This window comes from Klenkia brasiliensis (assembly GCF_900100695.1).
GTDB classification, from domain to species: domain Bacteria; phylum Actinomycetota; class Actinomycetes; order Mycobacteriales; family Geodermatophilaceae; genus Klenkia; species Klenkia brasiliensis.
This window is the reverse complement of sequence record NZ_FNCF01000004.1, coordinates 402,302-420,958: the sequence shown is the minus strand read 5'-3', so window position 1 is coordinate 420,958 and position 18,657 is coordinate 402,302. Positions and strand designations below refer to the sequence as shown.

Genomic DNA, 18,657 nt, shown 5'->3' with positions numbered 1-18,657 from the left:
GTGGTCAGCGTCGCCGGCCGGCCCGGGCCGCGAAGGCGTCCAGGGCCTCGAGCACCTCCCCGGCCTGCCACATGCGGTTGCGGCGCCGGCCGGTGAACTCGGTGACCACCCCGGCGGCCTCCAGCGGCGCCAGGGCGCGCGGCACGTTCTGGGCCGGGATGCCGAGCTCGCGCGCGACGACGCCGGCGTCCACCACCGGCTGGCGGACGAGCAGGTCCGCCAGCCGCCACGCAGCGGCGTCGGACCGTGCGCGGACGGTCCCCGTCCACCCGGCCCGCACCGCCCTGAGCTGCTCCACGAGCTGCGTGGCGTTGGTGATCGCGGCGAGCGTGCCGGCGGTGAACGCCTCGACGACGGGTTCGAGCTCGCCGAGGCGGTAGGCGGTCAGCGCGTCGAAGTACCCCTCCACGTCCACCAGCAGCCCGGCCGACACGGGCACGGTGACCGCCCGGGTGACCCCGTGGTGGCGCAGGAGCGAGTGCACCAGGGCCCGGCCCGTGCGGCCGTTGCCGTCCGGGAAGGGGTGGATGGTCTCGAACTGCGCGTGCGCCACGGCTGCCAGCACCAGCGGTGCGACGTCCGTGCGGACCGCGAACCGGAGGAGGTCGGCCACCAGCCCCGGCACGTCGTCCGCGACCGGCGCGACGTACTCGGCCTCGTGGGGACCGTAGGACGTGCCCCCCACCCACACCTGCTCGTCCCGCCAGCGCCCGGCGATCGCGGGTTCGGTGTCCCGCAGCAGGGCCTCGTGCATCGCGAGCACGGCGCCGGGCGTCGGCTCGTCGGAGAGGTCGAGGGCCGCACGCATGGCGGCGACGTTGCCCACCACGGCCTCGGCGTTGCGCGTGGACGGCGACCCGATCTCGGCGACGGCGATCGCTCGTGCCCCGGAGGTCAGCTGCTCGATGCGCGAGGACGACGCCGACTCGGTGCGCAGCAGGACGGCGGCGAAGGGGGCGACCTCCGCCCCCATCCGGGTGTCGAAGCGGGCTACCTCGGCGGCCGCGTCCTCCGCGGCGCGGAGCACACCGGCCCGGACGGCCGGGACCCGGGCTGCGATCGTGGGCACGACCGCAGCCCGGTAGGGGCCGGCGTGCCGCAGCCGGACCGCGCGGGGTACGACGTCGTCGGGCAGCCCGGGCCGCCACGGCACCTCCCGACTGCCGATGGCGGGCCAGCCGGCATCATCCGCGAACACACGTCGATCTTATTCGCACTTGTGGCACAAGTGCGAACGATGCTCGGGGAGGTTCTCACCCGGGTGCGACGATCGGGCACGTGACCTCGACCGAGCACCCGATGGTGGCCCACGTGCAGCAGGTCCTGCGGGACGCCGGGGTGACCGGCGAGGTGGTGCACCTGGCCGAGAGCGCGCGCACCGCCCGGGAGGCCGCGGACGCCCTCGGCGTCGAGGTCGGCGCGATCGCCAGCAGCCTGGTCTTCGAGGTCGCGGGCAACCCCGTGCTGGTGCTCACCAGCGGTGCGCACCGGGTGGACACCGCCAAGGTGGCCGGGCTGCTCGGCGTCCCCGAGCTGCGCAAGGCCACCGCCGCCTTCGTCCGCGAGCACACCGGCCAGGCCATCGGCGGGGTGGCGCCGGTGGGCCACCCCGAGCCGGTCGGCACCCTGGTCGACATCACCCTGGCCCGCTTCCCGCAGGTCTGGGCCGCCGCCGGGCACCCCCACGCGGTCTTCCCCACCACCTACGACGAGCTGCTGCGGATCACCGCCGGCACGGCCGCCGAGGTCGACGCCGGCTGAGGGACCCGCCGCAGGCGCGTCAGTGGGAGGATCGGTCCATGCCGGAGCCCGCAGCATGACCGCACCGACGACCCGGGTGACCGAGCTGCCCACCGCGTGGATGCGCGAGCACCTGCACGAGGCGCTGGCCATCTACGGCCGGGCCATGGGCTACGGCGACTCCGTCGTCGCCGGCCGGTACGGGTACGCGGTGCAGCACACCGAGCGGCAGGGCTTCCGCGCCGTGGGCGCCTTCGCCTCCGGTCCGGACGGCGAGCACCTGGTCGGCTTCGGCTACGGGTACCTGGTCGCGCCCGGCCAGTGGTGGCACGACCAGGTCCGGCACGCCCTCGACCGGCGCACCGCCAAGCGCTGGCTGCCCGGCGGCTTCGAGGTGTGCGAGCTGCACGTCGACCCCGACCACCAGAGCCAGGGCCTGGGCCGGCAGCTGCTGCACGCCCTCGTCCGCGACCTGCCCTACCCGGCGGCGCTGCTGTCGACCCCGGACTCCGACACCAAGGCCTTCCGGCTCTACCGGGCCGACGGGTTCGTCGACCTGGCGCGCAACCACCACTTCCCGGGCGACGCCCGCCCCTTCGCCATCCTCGGCGCCCGCCTGCCGCTCGGGACCCCGGCCTAGTGGCCGACGTCGTCGTCGTCGGCTCCGGGCACAACGGCCTGGTCGCCGCCTGCCACCTGGCGGTCGCCGGGCTGGACGTCGAGGTCGTGGAGGCCGACGACGTGCTCGGCGGCGCGGTGTCCACCGTCGAGCGTTGGCCCGGCGTGCGGGTCGACCGCGGCTCCAGCGCGCACGTCATCGTCCGGCACTCGGGCGTCGTCGAGGAGCTCGACCTCGCCGCGCACGGCCTGCGCTACGTCGACTGCGACCCGTGGGGCTTCGCACCCGCCCCCGACCCGGGCAGCGACGGGCCCGACGGCCGGCCGCTGGTCTTCTCCGTCGACCTCGACGCCACCTGCGCCTCGATCGAGGCGGCCTGCGGCCCGGCCGACGCCGCCGCCTACCGCCGGTTCGTCGAGGTGTGGGGCCCCCGCAGCGCACGGGTGGTGCAGGCCTTCGGCGACCGGCCGAGCCCCGGTCGTCTCGCCCGCCACCTGTGGCCGCTGGGCGCCCCGGCCAAGGGCCGGCCCCGGGTGTCCGGGGGCGACCTGGCCACCGACTTCCTGGGTTCGGGCGACGCACTGCTGGACCGCTGGTTCACCAGCGAGCGGCTCAAGGCGGCCCTGGCCTGGTTCGGCGCGCAGTCGGGACCCCCGATGTCCGAGCCGGGCACCGCGGCGATGGTCGGCTGGGCGGCGCTGCTGCACACCACCCCGCCCGGGCACCCGGTCGGGGGCTCGGGCGGGCTGACCGCGGCGCTGCGCCGCAAGCTCGAGGCGCACGGCGGTCGGGTCACCCTCGGCGACGGCGCCGCCTCGCTGCTGGTCGAGGACGGCCGCACGGCCGGCGTCGTCCTGGAGTCCGGACGCCGGATCACCGCCTCCACCGTGGTCGCCGCCTGCCACGTCGGGGCCACCCGGGCGATCGCCGGGGAGCACGCCCCGCCCGCGCTGCGCGACGCCGACCCGCCGCTGGGCAACGGGTTCGGCCTGGTCGTCCGCTGCCTCACCGACGCGCTGCCGGCCTACCCCGGCGTCGACCCGGCCGACTCGTTGCAGGGACTGCAACTGCTGTGCACCGACCGCGCCGTGCTCGCCCGGGCACACGGCGACTGGCAGGCCGGCGATCTTCCGCGCGAGCCGGTCCCGCTGGCGATGAGCTTCTCGGCCAGCGACGACACCCTCGCCCCGCCCGGGCAGCACGTGGTGACGATCTGGGGCCAGTGGTACCCCTACCGGCTCGGCGACGGCCGCAACTGGGACGCGATCGCCGAGTCCGAGGCCGGCCGGCTGGTCGCCGCCGTCGACCGGTTCGCCCCCGGTTTCGCCGACTCGGTGCAGTCGCTGTACATCCAGACGCCCCTGAAGCTGGAGCAGGAGCTGCGGCTGCCGCGCGGCAACGTCATGCACGTCGAGATGTCGCTGGCCTCGATGTTCGCCTTCCGGCCCACCCCGGCGCTGTCGGGCCACCGCGTGCCGGGCCTGCCCGGGCTGTACCTCACCGGTGCGTCCACCCACCCGGGCGGCGGGGTCAGCGGCAACAGCGGCCGGACGGCGGCCCGGGTGGTGCTGGCCGACCGCGGTGGCCGGACCGCCGCCCTGCGCCGCCTGCTGCGCCGGTGACCCGCGCACCCTGGGTGCTCACCGCGGCGCTGCTGGCCACCGCGATCGCCTACCCGCTCACCGCCGGCGGCGCCCGCGACGCGGTCAGCTGGACCATCGTGCTGCTGGGCTCGGCGCTCACCGTGGTGCACGCCGGGCTCTCCCGCGGGTGGCGCACCGGGCTGTCCGTCGCGGGCCTGACGGTGCTCGTCTCGGTGGTGTTCGAGTCCGTCGGGCTGGCCACCGGGTTCCCCTACGGGAGCTACCGCTACTCCGACGCGCTGGGCCCCACCCTGCTGGGTGTGCCGTCCCTGGTGCCGCTGGCCTGGCTGATGATGGTCTGGCCCAGCTGGCTGCTGGCCCGCCGGCTCGTGCCCGCGCACCGGGGTGGCCGCATCGCGGTGGCCGCCTACGTCTTCGCGGCCTGGGACGTCGTGCTGGACCCCCAGCTGGTGCAGGCCGGGTACTGGACCTGGGCGCACCCCACCCCCGGCCTGCCCGGCATCGACACGGTCCCGCTGACCAACCTGGGCGGCTGGCTGGTCGCGGGGCTGGTGCTGATGACGCTGCTGGACCTGCTGGTCGCCGGCCGGCCCGCGGCGCTGCCCGACTCCGCCCCGCTCGTCGCGCTGGCCTGGATGGTGCTGGGCGGCGCGCTGGCCCACGCCGGCTGGCTGGGCCTGCCCGGCTCGGCCGTGTGGGGGGTGCTGCTCAGCGCCCCGGTGCTCGTCGTGCTCGTCCGCCGCGCGCTCCGCGCCCGCGCCGCCCGCCGTCCCGCCGGCGTCACCTGACGGTGATGGCCCGGAACCGCCGCGGAGCGGGCCATGGCCGTCAGGTGACGCCCGACGGACAGCGGCGGCAACGGCGGCAGCGGGGGCGGACGGCGGTGCGGGTGCTGGCCGGCACCTCCGTCGCGCTCGCCGCCCACGCCGCGCTCAACGCCGTCCTGCTGCGCACCCCGCCGGCCCACCCGCCCGCCACCTCCGCGCGGGTGCGGGTCGTCGTCCCCGCGCGGGACGAGGCGCACCAGCTCGGCGGGTGCCTGGACGCACTGGCTGCGCAGACCGGCGTCCCCCGGCTCGAGGTCGTGGTCGTGGACGACGGCTCCGGCGACGGCACCGCCGCGGTCGCCGCCGCGCACGGCGCCCGGGTGCTCACCGCCGACCCGCCCGGCCCGGGCTGGCTGGGCAAGCCGAACGCCTGCGCGCAGGGCGCCGCCGACGCCGCGGACGTCGACGTGCTGGTGTTCGTGGACGCCGACGTCCGGCTCGCCCCGCACGCGGTGGCCGCCGCCGTCGCGCTGCTCGAGCAGCACGACCTCGACCTGGTCTCGCCCTGGCCCCGCCAGCTCGCGCTCACCCGGGGCGAGCGCCTGGTGCAGCCGCTGCAGCAGTGGCTGTGGGCCACCACCCTGCCGCTGCGGCTGGCCGAGCGACCCGGCCGGCCGTCGATGGCGGCCGCCAACGGGCAGTTCCTCGCCCTGCGGCGGGCCGGCTACGAGCGGGCCGGCGGGCACGGCGCGGTGCGCGGTGAGGTGCTGGAGGACATCGCGCTGCTGCGGGCGGTCAAACGGTCCGGTGGGCGCGGCGTGGTCGCCGACGGGTCGCAGCTGGCGGACACCCGGATGTACGCCGGGTGGGGTGAGCTGGCCGCCGGGTACGAGAAGTCGCTCTGGTCGGCGCTGGGTGGTTCCCCGGCCGGGAGCCTGGCCGCCGGCGCGGCGCTGGCCGCGGTGTGGGTGCTGCCGCCGCTGGCCGGGGGCCGGGCCGGGCTGGTGGGCTACGCCGCCGGGGTCGCCGGGCGGGCGGTCACCGCGGCGCGCACCGGTGGCCGGGTGTGGCCCGACGCCCTGGCCCACCCGCTCGGCGTGCTCGCGCTGGACCTGCTGCTGGTGCGCTCGGTGCTGGGCCACGCCCGCGGGACGCTGCACTGGCGGGGCCGCACACTGACCCGGTGACCGCACACGAGCGCACCTCCTTCGACCCCGCCGAGATGGACCCCTCGGCCTTCTACCGGGTGATGAACTCCGTCGTCGTCCCGCGGCCGATCGCCTGGGTCTGCACCCGCTCGGCCGACGGCGTGCACAACCTGGCCCCGCACTCCTTCTACACGGTGGCGTGCGTCGACCCGCCCGTCGTGCAGTTCACCAGCGTGGGGCGCAAGGACAGCCTGACCAACGTCGAGGCCACGGGTGAGTTCACCATCAGCGTCACGCCGGAGGAGCTGTTCGAGCAGGTCAACGCCACCAGCACCGACTTCCCGCCGGAGGAGGACGAGGCCGAGCACACCGGCGTCGTGCTGGAGGACAGCGACGTGGTGGGGGTCAAGCGGGTCGCCGCCAGCCCGGTCACCCTGGAGTGCCGGCTGCACGGCACGCTGTCCCTCGGCGACTCCACCGTGGTGTTCGGCCGGGTGGTGCACGTCAGCGCGCACGCCGACGCGGTGCGCGACGGCCGGCCGCGCATCGAGGCGCTGCGGCCGCTGGCGCGGCTGGGCGGCAACGAGTGGTCGACCATCGGCGAGCTGAAGGAGATCCGCCGGATCCCCTACAGCGACTGGCAGGCCGACCCCTCGATCGGTCAGGCGCTGCGCGGCGACTGAGGCAGGTGCGGGGCCACCTCGTCGGCGGCGTCGGCACCGAAGGCCAGCGCGAACCGCTCCAGGAACGACTCCCGGGGCAGGTCGTACTCCTGGGTGCCGACCACCTCGACGGCGGCGGTGGCCACCGCCGAGCCCACCTGGGTGGCCCGCTCCAGGCCCAGGCCCCACTGGCGGGCGGCGACGAACCCCGCGCGCAGCGCGTCGCCACCGCCGGTGGGCTCGACCGGCTTGGTCTCCGGGACGGCGATGACCTCGATGGTCTCGGCCCCGGTCTGCTCGACCCGGACGCCGTTGGCCGCGCGGGTGGTCACCCAGGTGCCGACCCGGCCGAGGACCTCCTCGTGGGTCCAGCCGGTCTTCTGCTTGAGCAGTGCGGCCTCGTACTCGTTGGTGAACAGCAGGTCCGCGCCGTCGACCAGGCTGCGGATCATCTCGCCGTCGGCCCAGGCCAGCTGCTGGGAGGGGTCGGCCATGAACCGGTAGCCGCGCTCCCGGCACTCCTCGGTGTGCCGGACCATCGCGGTGGGGTCGTTCGGGCCGATGATCACCAGGTCCAGCGACCCGACCCGCGCGGCCACCGGGGCGAGCTCGATCATCGAGGCCTCGGCCATCGCGCCGGAGTAGAACGACGCGATCTGTTTGCCGCCGACGTCGGTGGTGCAGGTGAACCGGGCGGTGTGCTTGACGTCGGACCACCGGACGGACTTGGTGTCCACGCCGTGGCGCTGCAGCCAGGCGTCGTAGTCGTCGAAGTCGCTGCCGACCGACCCGACCAGGACCGGGGTGAGCCCCAGCAGGCCCATGCCGTAGGCCATGTTCGCCCCGGCCCCGCCCCGGTGCTGCACCAGGTCGTCGACCAGGAAGGACAGCGAGACGTTCTCCATCTGGCCCTCGACGAACTGCTCGCTGAACGAGCCGGGGAAGGTCATCAGGTGGTCGGTGGCGATCGAACCGGTCACGGCGACGGACACGGTGGCGCTCCAGGGGGCTTCGACGAGCAGGACCCGGTGTTCGGCACGGAGGCCACCCGGGGTTCACCCGAGCGTAACGGCGCTGCTCACCCCAGTGCCCGGCGGAGCTGGCGGGCCAGCTGCGCCGAGCCGACCAGCCCGAGGAGGGCACCGACCGCCGTCCCGGCCACCACGACCACCACGTCGAGGTCCAGGCCGGACACCACACCTGCCCCGCCGAGGGTCATCCCGGTCATCGCCACCCGGGTCGGCCGCTCCCAGACCGAGATCGCGCCGGTCTCGTCGACGCCGGCCTGCCCGGCCCGCGCGCGCAGGTAGTCGGGGAACCAGCACAGCGCACCGAAGGCCACCGCCAGCCACCCCGGCGCGCCCGCCAGCCACAGCGCGAGGGCGTACCCGACCTCGGTGAGCCGGTCGACCGCGGAGTCCAGCACGTAGCCGCGGCGGGTGGCCCGGCCACCGGCGATGGCCAGCGCACCGTCGAGGGAGTCCAGCAGGCCGGACAGGCCCACCAGCAACCCCGCCGGGACCAGCCACCAGCCACCCGCCGCGGCCGGGCCGACGGCGGCGCAGGCCACCAGCAGGCCGACGACCGTCACCACCGTCGGGGACAGCCCGGCGAGGGGGCGGGCGAGGGTGTGCGCGAGGGTCAGCCACCCGCGCACGACGGGCGAGGCGCGGGGGTCGGTGCCCCCGTGCCAGCGGGCCCAGGCGTCGAAGTACTCCTCCCGGGTCAGGTACGGCGACACGACCCCAGTCCACCAGGGACAGTGGAGGCGTGCTCGCCGGACTGTCCCCCGCTCGCCGCCGCCTGGTCCTCGGCCTGCTCGCCGCACTGCTCGTGGGCGCACTGGCCGTGGCGGCGGCGGTCCTGGTGCCCCGGCTGACGACCGACGCGCCCGTGCCGGTCAGCCAGGCCGACCCCGGCCCGGTCCTGCTGGTGCCCGGCTACGGCGGGTCGACGACGGGCCTGCAGGCGCTGGCCGACGTGCTGACCGCGGCCGGCCGGGACGCCACCGTGGTGCCGGTCCCCGGGGACGGCACCGGTGACCTCGAGGCCTCGGCGGAGGTGCTGGGCCAGGCGGTGGATGCCGCGCTCGCCCGCACCGGTGCCTCCACCGTCGACGTGGTGGGCTACTCGGCCGGCGGCGTCGTCGCCCGGCTGTGGGCCGCCGACGGCGGCGCCGCGCAGGCCCGGCGCATCCTCACCCTGGGCTCGCCGCACCACGGCACGACCGTCGCCGACCTCGCCGGCTCGCTGGCGCCTGACCAGTGCCCGACGGCGTGCCAGCAGCTGGAGACGAGCAGCGACCTGCTGCGGCGGCTCAACGCCGGCGACGAGACCCCCACCGGGCCGACCTGGGTGTCGGTCTGGACCCAGGACGACCAGACGGTCACCCCGCCGGACTCCGCCCGCCTGGACGGCGCGCTGAACCTCACGGTGCAGTCGGTGTGCGCCGACAGCACCGTGGGCCACGGCCAGCTGCCCACCGACCCGCTGGTGCAGGGCATCGTGGTGGCCGAGCTGGCGTCGGGGCAGCCGGTCGAGCTCGGCCCGGCCGACTGCGCCCGCTTGTCCTCCTGACCCGGGGTCAGCGACCCAGCGCGGTCCGGAGCCTGGCGAGGGCGATCGGGCCGACGCCGTGCAGCGCCAGCAGCTCCTCCTCCGGGACGGCGGCGACGGCTTCCAGGGTGGTCAGCCCGGCGGCCCGCAGCGCCCGGGTGGCTGGGGCGCCCAGGCTGGGCAACGGCGTGCCCGCGGGCGGCGGAGTGCGCTCGGGCACCGGCCGGCCCGCGGCGCGCAGGGCGGCGTCCACCACGGCCCCGCCGCGCGCGGAGAGCCGGTAGCCGATGTCCAGGGACTCGGTCAGCCCGAGCTCCTTGAGCTTGCGGACGTCGCGCTTGAACTCCGGCGTCGGCCGGCCCAGCTCCTCGGCGAGCTCCGGTGCCCGGCGCTCGGGGTGCGCGTCGATGATCGCCAGCGCGGCCGCCGTCCAGGGGCCGGTCGACGACGCGCGGTCCAGCCGGTCCAGGCGGGCCTGCAGCGCGGCGACCTCGTCGTCGGTGGGCACGGTGCGGCGCAGCACCGCGCGGGGGTCCTCGCCGGCGAACCGGATGCCGACCCGGTGCACCGGGCGGTCCGCGTGCAGAGCCAGCCCCCGCTGCAGGGCGGCCAGGTCGCGGGCGCCGGCCCGGCGGGCGTCGTCCTCGGTCAGGCCCTGCGGGTCCACCACGTCCACGGACGTGACCTCCACCAGGCCCACCCGGGTGCGCATCCGGGTACCGGGCAGCACCCGCGGCCGGTCCCACCGCCGGAAGGCCAGGTCGACCGTCCCGGCCACCACCGCGTCGAGCTCCGCCGGGCTGATCCGCACCCGGTCACGCTAGATCAGGAGGTGACGTCCTTGGTGGTGAAGTTCGCCCACGCCGCCCCCAGCAGGACGACGACGTACACCGCCTGCAGGCCCAGCCCGCGGGTGATGTTGCGCCACAGGATCGGCTCGCGGAAGAAGTCGACGAAGCTCAGCCAGTACCGGGTGGGCAGGTAGGGCGCGATGTCCGAGGCCGCGTCCAGGGTGAACAGCAGCGAGGAGCCGATGAGCACCGCCAGCGCGCCGAGGGTGGCCAGCTGCGGGGAGTCGGTGAGGGTGGAGAAGAACAGCGCGAACGCCGCCACGCCCAGCATCGAGACCGTGATGTAGCCGATCGAGAGCAGCGTGCGGCCGGCCACCTGCTCCGGGGTCAGCGACGTCCCCGAGATGCCGGTGGTGGCGCCCAGGGACTGCACCTCGAACAGCGCCGTCCCCACGACGTAGCCGACCGCGGCCACGATCACCACCGTGACCAGCACGAACGCGATCACCGCGACCAGCTTGGCCACCAGCAGCCGGGTGCGGCCGGCCGGGCGGGCCAGCAGGTAGCGCAGCGTGCCGCCCTGCGCCTCGCCGGCCACGGCGTCGCCGGCCACGACGGCGACCGCGATGGGCAGGAACAGCGGCAGCACGATGGCCAGCGCGGCCAGCGGGTACAGCGTGCCGTTGGTGAGGACGGCGGACAGGAACGCCGGCCCCTCCCCCGGCCGCGGCGCCAGGTCGGTGACCTTCAGCAGCACGGCGACCAGCACCGGCAGCGCGTTCAGCAGCGCGATGGTGATCCAGGTGCGCGGACGGCGGAACAGCTTGCGGAGCTCGACGCCGATCACGCGGCGGCACCCGACACGGTCGTGCCGACCGGCACCCGGTCCCCGGAGCCGGCCGCGGCGGCGAGGACGACGTCCTCCAGCGTGGGCCGGTCCAGCGCCAGGCCCGAGACGGGCACCCCGGCCCCCACCAGGACGGCGTTGACCTCGGCCGGCTCGCTGCCCCGCACCACGAGCCGCTCCCCGTCGGCGGACAGCACCCGGTCGCCGAGCTCGCGGACCGCCCGCGCCGGGTCGGGCGTGCGCACCACCGTGGCGCCGGTGGGCGCGGTGAGGGTGGCCAGGTCGTCCTGCAGCACCATCCGGCCGCGGTCCAGCACGCCGACCCGGGTGGCCAGCTGCTCGATCTCGGCGAGCAGGTGGCTGGAGAGGAAGACCGTCGTCCCCGTGCGGTTGAGGTCCAGCAGCAGGGTGCGGATCTCGTGGATGCCCTGCGGGTCCAGGCCGTTGGTCGGCTCGTCCAGGATGAGCAGGTCGGGCCGGCGCAGCAGCGCCCCGGCCAGGCCCAGCCGCTGCCGCATGCCCAGGGAGAACCCGCGGACCTGCCGCTTGCCGACCCCGCCCAGGCCGACCTGGTCCAGCACCTCGGCGATCCGCTGCCGGCGCCCGCGGCGGGCACCGCCCGGCCCGGCGGCGTCCATCAGCGACAGGTTCGCCGACGCCGACAGGTGCGGGTACGCCGCGGGGCCCTCGATGAGCGCGCCCACCCGGGGCAGCACCTCCCGGCCCGCCTTGGGGATGGGGCGGCCGAGCACCTCGACGGTGCCCGAGGTGGGCAGCACCAGGCCCAGCAGCATCCGCACCGTGGTCGTCTTGCCCGACCCGTTGGCGCCGAGGAAGCCGTAGACGTCACCGGCCCGGACGTCGAGGTCGATGCCGTCGACGGCCCGCACCGCCCCGTAGGCCTTGCGCAACCCCGCGGTGGCGATGACGGTCCCGTTCACGAGGCTGCCTCCTGGATCTGGCGCGCGGCGGTGGCCAGCGCGTCGAGGGTGACCGTGCCGGCGAGCAGGTAGGTGCCGGTGCCGCCGTCCCGGGTGCTGGTGCCGGCCACCATCAGGGCCAGCGGGCCGGCCGCGATCCGGACGCCGAGGTCGTCGGTGACCGCGCCGGGGGTGGCGGCGAGCTGGTCGCGCAGCGCGGCGGCGGCGCGGCCGGGCAGCGCGCTGACAGCGAGCACGGTGATGCCCGACCCGTAGACGCCGATCTGCTCGGGCACGCCGTCGAACCCGCGCCGCCCCAGGTCGGCCAGGGTCGCGGGCAGGTCGGCGCGCTCCTGGCGGCCCAGGTCGACGTCGGTGAGGTCCTGGTCGGAGCGGATGTCGGCCCCGGGCGGCGGCCGGAAGTCGGTGGTCGACGCATCCGGGGTGGCCAGGGACAGGTCCAGGAAGCGGGTGTCCAGCGCCGGGGTGGTCGTGTCCCCGCCCCGGACGACGACCCGCAGCGGCAGCCCGGTGCCCGGGTCCACCCAGACGTCGACGGCCGAGACCGACGCGGCGGTGTCGGCCGGGGTGTAGCGCAGGCCCGGGGCGTCGACGCCGGCCACCCGGGCCGGCGCGATCCGGGACAGCTCGTCGTCGGTGGCCTCCGACAGCAGCCGACGGCCCAGCGCGCTGGGCAGCAGGTCGGGCGCGGTGGGCAGGGCCAGCGGGGGCAGCGTGCCGCGGCTGGCGGCCTGGTCGGCGTAGTCCCAGGTCCAGGTGCCGGTGGCGTCGCGGTGCGTGCCGGTCTCGCCGGTCGCGGTGACCACGTCGACGCGCCAGTCGTCTGCGCCGCGGTACCAGGCGCGCAGCGAGGTCTGGTCCGACAGCAGGTCGGCCACCCCGGTCAGCGCGTCGGACACCGGCAGGGTCAGCCCGCCGGTGGAGATGGCGTAGCCGGAGAAGGCGACGTCGTCGCTGGCGAGCACCCGCTCGCGCAGCTCACCCGCGGAGACGTCGCGGTCGGCGGCCGGCAGTGCCTCGACCAGCGCGGGGAGGGAGACCAGGACGGCGAGGCCGAGGGCCACCACGGCCCAGCGCCAGCGTCGTCGGAGCATCGGCCCACCGTACGTGCGTGCACGCCGGTGCTGCCCTTTTCAAACACTCCTCACAGCTGGGCGAGGAACGCCTCCAGCGCCTCGACGGCCAGCGCGTGGTCCTCGGCCTGCGGCAGGCCGGACACGGTGAGGGTGCCGACGACGCCCGCGCCGGCCACGGTGATCGGGAACGCGCCGCCGTGCCCGGCCATCCGGGCGGCGTCGATCCAGGGCGCGTCCTCGAAGACCTCACCGCGGGCGCGGGCCTGCAGCCCGGCGAGGAAGGACGACGTCCCCAGCTCGCGGACGGTGGCCACCTTGCGGGCGATCCACACGTCGTTGTGCGCGGCGGTGCCCTCGAGCGCGGCGTGGAAGAGCTGCTGCTGGCCGCGGGTGATGTCCACGGTGACCGGCAGCCCGCGCTCCCGGGCCATCCCGACCAGCAGGGTGCCCAGCGCCCAGGCGTCGTCGTGGGTGAAGCCGGGCAGCACCAGGCGGCGCTCCTGCTCCTGCACCCGGGTGATCAGGGCCTGCACGTCGTCGCTCACGCACGGATCGTCGCAGAGCGGGCGCACAGCTCCGCCCCTACTGTCCCGGGGCATGGCGCCCCCCGTCTCCGACGCCGTCGTGGTCGACGTCCTCCGCCGGGTCGACCGGCTGTGGTCGCCCGTGGTCACCCGGTTCGACCGGCCCCCGGCGCTCCCCCGCGCGGAGCGGGCGCAGTGGTGGGCCGAGACGGCGGGCCGGGTGGTCGCGGTCGGCTCGGCCGCCCCCCGCTTCGCCGGGAAGCTCGCCGACCTGCTGCCGCTGCAGAACGCCGTCGGCGCCGGCATCCAGTCACTCGTCGTGCTGGGCGTGGCCGCCGAGCACGGCGTCGACGACCCGGCCCGCCGGGTGGCGCTGCTGGCCCGGGTGCTGCTGGACCGCCCGTTGACCCCCGAGCAGGTCACCCCGCTGCTGCAGCGGCAGCGCGGCGCCTACGCCGACGAGGTCCTCGGCGAGAAGGACCGGCGGCGCGGTGCGGCCGGCGCGGCCCGCACCCTGTGGCGGGTGGCCCGCACCCTCGCCCGCATCGACGACGCCCTCGACGCCCGGCCGAAGGGGAACCTGGGTGCGCGGGCGCTGTCGAACCTCCCGGTGGTCGGCGTGCTCGGCGGCTACCGGGCCGAGCGGGTGGCCCTGCGCCGCGCGGCTCAGGAGGCCGACGCGGCGCTGACCGGGGACAGCCGCCCGTAGACCTCGCGGGTCGCCGTGGACCTGTTCATGGTGATGAAGTGGATGCCGGGGACGCCCTCGGCCAGCAGCTGCGCGCACATCTCCGTGGCCACGTCCACCCCCAGTTCCCGCTGCACCTCGGGCGAGGCGTCGACGACGGCCTCGAAGCGCTCGGCGAGCGGGGCCGGGAACGCCTGGCCGGAGAGCTGGACGATGCGGGCGATCTGCCGGGGGCTGGTCACCGGCATGACCCCGGCCAGCAGCGGGACGTCGCAGCCACGGGCGGACACCCGGTCGCGCAGCCGGAGGTAGTCCTCGACCTGGAAGAACATCTGGGTGATGGCGAAGTCCGCACCCGCCCGGCACTTGGCCACGAACATGTCGGCGTCGGTCTCCGGGTCCGGCGACCGGGGGTGGGTCTCGGGGAACGCGGCGACGCCCACGCAGAACTCACCCATGCCCCGGACGAGCTCCACCAGCTCCGCGGCGTAGGACAGCCCCTCGGGGTGCGCGGTCCAGTCGGCCTGCGGGTCCGCGCCCGGCGGGTCGCCGCGCAGCGCCATGACGTTGGTGACCCCCGCGGCGGCCAGCCGGGCGACCACGTTGCGCAGCTCGGCGACGGAGTGGTCGACCGCGGTGAGGTGGGCCAGCGGCAGCATCGTGGTGTCGGTGGCGATCCGCTCGGTGACCGCGAGGGTGCCCTCGCGGGTCGACCCGCCCGCGCCGTAGGTCACCGACACGAAGGAGGGCGCGAGCCGCTCCAGCTCGCGCAGCGCCGTCCACAGCTGCTCCTCGCCGGCCGGGCTCTTGGGCGGGAAGAACTCGAAGGACCAGGTGGGCTGCCCCTGCTGGAGCAGCTCGCGCACGGTGCCGGTCACGACCGCACACGGTACGGAACCGCGCCGCCCCCGCGGGTGCGACCTGCGGCACCCCGTCGCGATCTTGGCGTGCCCGTGTCCAGGGGGGCGGGCATACTCGGTCCGTGACCGCAGGGACCCGATCAGCCGACCCCACCAGCGCAAACAGCGCTGACCAGGCGGTTTCCACCGATGTGGCCCACCTCGAGCGGCTCCGCGGGGCGGTGAGCGAGGCCCTGGACGCCTTCCTCGCCGAGAAGCGCGGCGTGCTCTCGGGCATGGACGACGAGCTGGTCCCGGTCGTCGACGAGGTGGCCGCGGTGGCCGAGGGCGGCAAGCGGCTGCGCCCCGCCTTCGCGTACTGGGGCTGGCGCGCGGTCGCCACCGCGCACCCCGAGGACGAGGCCGCCGTGCTGCGCGCCGTGGCCGCGCTGGAGTTCGTGCACGGGTCCGCCCTGGTCCACGACGACGTCATGGACGCCGCCACCACCCGGCGCAGCCGGCCCGCCACCCACGTCGGCTTCGCCGGTCGGCACGGCGACCGCGGGCTGACGGGCGACCCCGCCCTGTTCGGCACCGGCGCGGCCATCCTGGTCGGCGACCTGGCCCTGGTCTGGTCCGACGAGCTGCTGCGCCGCTCGGGCATCTCCGCCGAGGCCCTGGGTCGCGCCCGCCCGGTCTGGGACACCATGCGCACCGAGGTCACCGCCGGGCAGTACCTGGACCTGCTGCGGGCCGCCGGCGGCCTGCCCGGCCCCGACGGCGCCCTCAAGGTCGCCCGGTACAAGAGCGCCGGCTACACCGTGCAGCGCCCGCTGCACCTGGGCGCGGCCATCGCCGACGCCGGCCCCGAGGTCCTCGAGGCCTACACCGGCATCGCGCTGCCGCTGGGCGAGGCCTTCCAGCTGCGCGACGACGTCCTCGGCGTGTTCGGCGACCCCGCCGTCACCGGCAAGTCCGCCGACGAGGACCTCCGCGAGGGCAAGCAGACCCTGCTCGTCGCCCTCGCCGAGCAGGCCGCCGACGACGCCGGCCGGGCCCTGCTGCGCGACGTGCTCGGCGACCCGGGCTCCACCCCCGACCAGCTGGACGCCGTGCGCGACCTGATGCGCGGCACCGGCGCCCTGCAGCAGGTCGAGGACCGGATCAGCACGCAGACCACGGCCGCGCGCGAGGCCATCGCCGAGGCCCCGGTCACCGACGAGGCCCGCACGGCGCTGGACGCCCTCGCCGTCGCCGCCACCACCCGCACCACGTGAGGACCGTCCCCGGACCCACCGACCGGGTCGTGGTGGTCGGCGCCGGCCTGGCCGGGCTGTCGGCCGCGCTGCGGCTGCGCGGCGCCGGCCGCGAGGTGACCGTCGTGGAGCGCGGCCCCGACCCCGGCGGCCGCGCCGGCCGGGTCGAGCGCTCGGGCTACGCGCTGGACACCGGCCCCTCGGTGCTCACCGCCCCCGGACTGGTCCGCGACGCGCTGGCCTGCGTCGGGGAGACGCTGGAGGACCGCCTCGAGCTGCTGCCCTTGGAGACCACCTACCGCGCGCAGTACGCCGACGGCTCGACCATCGACGTGCACGCCGACCCCGCCGCCTTCGCCGCCGAGGCCGAGCGCGTCTGCGGACCCGGTGCCGGCGCGGAGGTCACCCGCTACCTGGCCCACCTGCGCGAGCTGGACGCCCTGCAGTGGGACGTCTTCATCGACCGCAACCTGGACACCCCGCTGGACCTGCTCGGCCGCCCCCTGCTGGAGCTGGCCCGCAAGGGCGGGTTCGGCCGGCTCGCCCCGCACGTGGACAGGTTCTTCACCGACGAGCGGCTGCGCCGGCTGTTCAGCTTCCAGGCCCTCTACGCCGGGGTCTCCCCGTTCCGGGCCATCGCCGCCTACGCCGTGATCGCCGAGCTCGACATCGGCAAGGGCGTCTGGCACCCGGTCGGCGGCATCCACGCCGTCCCCGCCGCGCTGGCCGCGGCCGCCGCCGACGCCGGCGTGGTGTTCCGCTACGGCACCGCGGTCGCCTCGCTGGACCTGCGCGGCGGCCGGGCGCACGGCGTCCGGCTGGCCGACGGCGAGCTGCTGCCCGCCGACGCCGTCGTCGTCACCGCCGACCAGGCCGACCTGCTGGTGCCGCTGCGCCGGCGCCGGAAGCCGACGTACTCGCCCAGCTGCGTGGCCATCCACGTCGGCGTGCGCGACGAGATGGCCGGCCAGGCGCACCACACCATCACCTTCGGCGCGGCGTGGGAGCAGGTGTTCGAGGAGCTGACCGTCACCGGCCGGCCGATGAGCGACCCCAGCCTGCTGGTGTCGATGCCCAGCCGCACCGACCGCACGCTGGCCCCCGAGGGCGGCCAGGTGCTGAGCATCGTGGCGCCGACCCCGAACCTGGACCTGGCGCCGGACATCGACTGGCCCACGCTGGCCCCGCGCTACCGCGAGGAGGTGCTGCAGGCCATGGAGCGGCGGGGCTGGACCGGCCTGTCCGGCGCGATCGAGGTCGAGGAGCTCATCACCCCCGCCGACTGGGCCGCCCAGGGCATGGCCGCGGGCACCCCGTTCGCGCTCGCGCACACCTTCGGGCAGACCGGTCCGTTCCGGCCCTCGACCTACCCCCGGGGCGGGCCGGAGAACGTGGTCCTGGCCGGCTCGGGCGTGCAGCCGGGTGTCGGCGTCCCGATGGTGCTGGTCAGCGGCCGGCTGGCCGCGCAGCGGATCACCGGATGACCCCGCAGCTGGAGGCCGCCTACGCCCGGTGCCGGGCGATCGCGGCCGAGCACGGCAAGTCCTACTTCCTGGCCACCCGGCTGCTCACCCCCGACCGCCGGCAGGCCATCCACGCCCTCTACGCCGCGGCCCGGGTGGCCGACGACATCGTCGACGTCGGCGCCGACGAGCCCGGCCGCGACCCCGAGGCCGAGCTGCTGGCCTGGTCGCGGGACGCGCTGGACGCCGTGGAGACCGGGCACTCCGACGACCCCGTGCGGCTGGCGCTGGCCGACACCGTGCGCCGCTACGACATCCCGCGCGAGCACCTGGTCGACTTCCTCGCCGCGATGACCAGCGACCTCGACGTCACCGGGTACGCCGACCTCGCCGCGCTGGACCGGTACATGTGGGGCTCGGCCTCGGTCATCGGGCTGCAGGTCCTGCCCGTGCTCGGGACGGCTGCGGGCGTGGCCCGCGAGGAGGCCGCCCCGCACGCCATCGCGCTGGGCGAGGCCTTCCAGCTGACCAACTTCCTGCGCGACGTCGCCGAGGACGTCGACCGCGGCCGGGTGTACCTGCCGGCGGACATGATGGCCGCGCACGGGGTCACCCGCGAGCAGCTGGCGCAGCGCCGGCACACCCCGGGCTTCACCGCGCTGATGCGGGAGATGGTCGACCTCGTCCGGCGCCGGTACGACGACGCCGCGCCCGGCACCCCGATGCTCGCCCCGGAGTCGCGCGACTGCGTGCGCGCGGCCACCGACCTCTACGGCGGCATCCTGCGGGAGATCGAGAAGGTCGACTACCGGGTGCTCGACGGCCGGGTGTCGGTGGGCAAGCCGCGCCGCCTGGCGGTGTTCGCCCGCCGGTTGACCGCCGCCCAGCTGGCCAGGGTGAGGGTGACCATCGCCCAGCCGAAGAGCAGGTCCTCGACCGGGGCGTAGGCGATCCGCGGGCCCCAGATCGTGCCCGGGTCGTAGGTGACCACGCCCAGGCCGGTCAGCACGCCGTTCATCAGCAGCTGGAAGAACACGATGATCGCGTAGGCGGTCCAGTACGCCTTCCGGAGCACCATCCGGGTGCGGTAGACGGCCAGGTCCAGCACCAGGACGACGACGACGGCGGTGACGGCC

At 76.1% G+C, this 18,657-nt stretch carries 20 protein-coding genes and 1 pseudogene; 11 read left to right on the top strand and 10 right to left on the bottom strand.

Annotation, left to right across the window (positions count from 1 at the left end):
* Positions 1-4 precede the first annotated feature (4 nt).
* On the bottom strand, positions 5-1,198 hold the full coding sequence (locus BLT39_RS23355) for a Fic family protein (protein WP_091064231.1): 1,194 nt from the start codon (positions 1,196-1,198) through the stop codon (positions 5-7).
* An 80-nt stretch (positions 1,199-1,278) separates the two neighbouring features.
* Between BLT39_RS23355 and BLT39_RS13930 the strand changes: the two genes are divergently transcribed.
* From BLT39_RS13930 to BLT39_RS13905, 6 genes are read left to right on the top strand one after another with little or no spacing between them, the layout of a single operon-like run.
* A complete protein-coding gene (locus BLT39_RS13930; protein WP_207507963.1) occupies positions 1,279-1,761 on the top strand; it encodes a YbaK/EbsC family protein in 483 nt (160 codons plus the stop codon).
* Between the two features lie 55 nt (positions 1,762-1,816).
* Entirely contained in the window at positions 1,817-2,380 is a 564-nt protein-coding gene (locus tag BLT39_RS13925; RefSeq protein ID WP_091064230.1) for a GNAT family N-acetyltransferase, read from the top strand.
* Positions 2,380-3,981, top strand: a complete 1,602-nt coding sequence (locus BLT39_RS13920; protein WP_091064229.1) for a phytoene desaturase family protein — start codon at positions 2,380-2,382, stop codon at positions 3,979-3,981. Before BLT39_RS13925 ends, BLT39_RS13920 begins: the two co-directional genes overlap by 1 nt.
* Entirely contained in the window at positions 3,978-4,751 is a 774-nt protein-coding gene (locus BLT39_RS13915) for a carotenoid biosynthesis protein (protein ID WP_091064228.1), read from the top strand. The genes BLT39_RS13920 and BLT39_RS13915 overlap by 4 nt, the downstream gene beginning before the upstream one ends.
* Before the next feature lie 44 nt (positions 4,752-4,795).
* A complete protein-coding gene (locus BLT39_RS13910; protein WP_242658397.1) occupies positions 4,796-5,917 on the top strand; it encodes a glycosyltransferase family 2 protein in 1,122 nt (373 codons plus the stop codon).
* Positions 5,914-6,561, top strand: a complete 648-nt coding sequence (locus BLT39_RS13905) for a flavin reductase family protein (RefSeq protein WP_242658396.1) — start codon at positions 5,914-5,916, stop codon at positions 6,559-6,561. The genes BLT39_RS13910 and BLT39_RS13905 overlap by 4 nt, the downstream gene beginning before the upstream one ends.
* Here the strand turns inward: BLT39_RS13905 and BLT39_RS13900 are convergent.
* Together BLT39_RS13900 and BLT39_RS13895 are read right to left on the bottom strand one after the other, a co-directional pair.
* Entirely contained in the window at positions 6,540-7,532 is a 993-nt protein-coding gene (locus BLT39_RS13900) for a carbohydrate kinase family protein (protein WP_091064227.1), read from the bottom strand. The genes BLT39_RS13905 and BLT39_RS13900 overlap by 22 nt on opposite strands.
* Positions 7,533-7,618: 86 nt before the next feature.
* Entirely contained in the window at positions 7,619-8,281 is a 663-nt protein-coding gene (locus BLT39_RS13895) for a CDP-alcohol phosphatidyltransferase family protein (protein WP_242658395.1), read from the bottom strand.
* Positions 8,282-8,310: 29 nt separating this feature from the next.
* On the opposite strand from BLT39_RS13895, the gene BLT39_RS13890 reads away from it, so the two are divergent.
* Positions 8,311-9,117: a lipase family alpha/beta hydrolase gene (locus BLT39_RS13890; protein ID WP_091064224.1), complete on the top strand. Its 807-nt coding sequence runs from the start codon at positions 8,311-8,313 to the stop codon at positions 9,115-9,117.
* Between the two features lie 7 nt (positions 9,118-9,124).
* Here BLT39_RS13890 and BLT39_RS23055 read toward each other — a convergent pair whose 3' ends face one another.
* Genes BLT39_RS23055 through BLT39_RS13865 form a run of 5 tightly spaced genes read right to left on the bottom strand, consistent with a single transcriptional unit; the run spans position 9,125 to position 13,296 of the window.
* A complete protein-coding gene (locus BLT39_RS23055) occupies positions 9,125-9,907 on the bottom strand; it encodes a hypothetical protein (protein ID WP_091064221.1) in 783 nt (260 codons plus the stop codon).
* Positions 9,908-9,921: 14 nt separating this feature from the next.
* Positions 9,922-10,734 carry an ABC transporter permease gene (locus tag BLT39_RS13880; RefSeq protein WP_091064208.1) on the bottom strand — a complete coding sequence of 271 codons (813 nt, stop codon included), beginning with the start codon at positions 10,732-10,734 and terminating at the stop codon, positions 9,922-9,924.
* Positions 10,731-11,675: an ABC transporter ATP-binding protein gene (locus BLT39_RS13875; protein WP_091064207.1), complete on the bottom strand. Its 945-nt coding sequence runs from the start codon at positions 11,673-11,675 to the stop codon at positions 10,731-10,733. The genes BLT39_RS13880 and BLT39_RS13875 overlap by 4 nt, the downstream gene beginning before the upstream one ends.
* The gene (locus tag BLT39_RS13870) at positions 11,672-12,769 is read right to left on the bottom strand and encodes a transcriptional regulator (RefSeq protein ID WP_242658394.1); all 1,098 of its coding nucleotides are present in this window, start codon (positions 12,767-12,769) and stop codon (positions 11,672-11,674) included. Before BLT39_RS13870 ends, BLT39_RS13875 begins: the two co-directional genes overlap by 4 nt.
* 50 nt (positions 12,770-12,819) lie before the next feature.
* Positions 12,820-13,296: a heme-degrading domain-containing protein gene (locus BLT39_RS13865; protein ID WP_207507961.1), complete on the bottom strand. Its 477-nt coding sequence runs from the start codon at positions 13,294-13,296 to the stop codon at positions 12,820-12,822.
* A 52-nt stretch (positions 13,297-13,348) separates the two neighbouring features.
* On the opposite strand from BLT39_RS13865, the gene BLT39_RS13860 reads away from it, so the two are divergent.
* The gene (locus BLT39_RS13860) at positions 13,349-13,984 is read left to right on the top strand and encodes a hypothetical protein (protein ID WP_091064204.1); all 636 of its coding nucleotides are present in this window, start codon (positions 13,349-13,351) and stop codon (positions 13,982-13,984) included.
* On the opposite strand, the gene metF is transcribed toward BLT39_RS13860, so the two are convergent.
* The gene (metF, locus tag BLT39_RS13855; protein WP_091064203.1) at positions 13,942-14,841 is read right to left on the bottom strand and encodes a methylenetetrahydrofolate reductase [NAD(P)H]; all 900 of its coding nucleotides are present in this window, start codon (positions 14,839-14,841) and stop codon (positions 13,942-13,944) included. The genes BLT39_RS13860 and metF overlap by 43 nt on opposite strands.
* 203 nt (positions 14,842-15,044) lie before the next feature.
* Between metF and BLT39_RS13850 the strand changes: the two genes are divergently transcribed.
* Genes BLT39_RS13850 through BLT39_RS13840 form a run of 3 tightly spaced genes read left to right on the top strand, consistent with a single transcriptional unit; the run spans position 15,045 to position 18,468 of the window.
* Positions 15,045-16,079: a polyprenyl synthetase family protein gene (locus tag BLT39_RS13850; protein WP_242658393.1), complete on the top strand. Its 1,035-nt coding sequence runs from the start codon at positions 15,045-15,047 to the stop codon at positions 16,077-16,079.
* On the top strand, positions 16,076-17,542 hold the full coding sequence (gene crtI, locus BLT39_RS13845; protein ID WP_091064202.1) for a phytoene desaturase family protein: 1,467 nt from the start codon (positions 16,076-16,078) through the stop codon (positions 17,540-17,542). Before BLT39_RS13850 ends, crtI begins: the two co-directional genes overlap by 4 nt.
* On the top strand, positions 17,539-18,468 hold the full coding sequence (locus tag BLT39_RS13840) for a phytoene/squalene synthase family protein (protein ID WP_207507959.1): 930 nt from the start codon (positions 17,539-17,541) through the stop codon (positions 18,466-18,468). Before crtI ends, BLT39_RS13840 begins: the two co-directional genes overlap by 4 nt.
* Here the strand turns inward: BLT39_RS13840 and BLT39_RS23050 are convergent.
* A pseudogene (locus BLT39_RS23050) lies at positions 18,465-18,629 on the bottom strand (lycopene cyclase domain-containing protein); the annotation flags it as partial. The gene BLT39_RS13840 and the pseudogene BLT39_RS23050 sit on opposite strands and share 4 nt — an antisense overlap.
* Positions 18,630-18,657 lie beyond the last annotated feature (28 nt).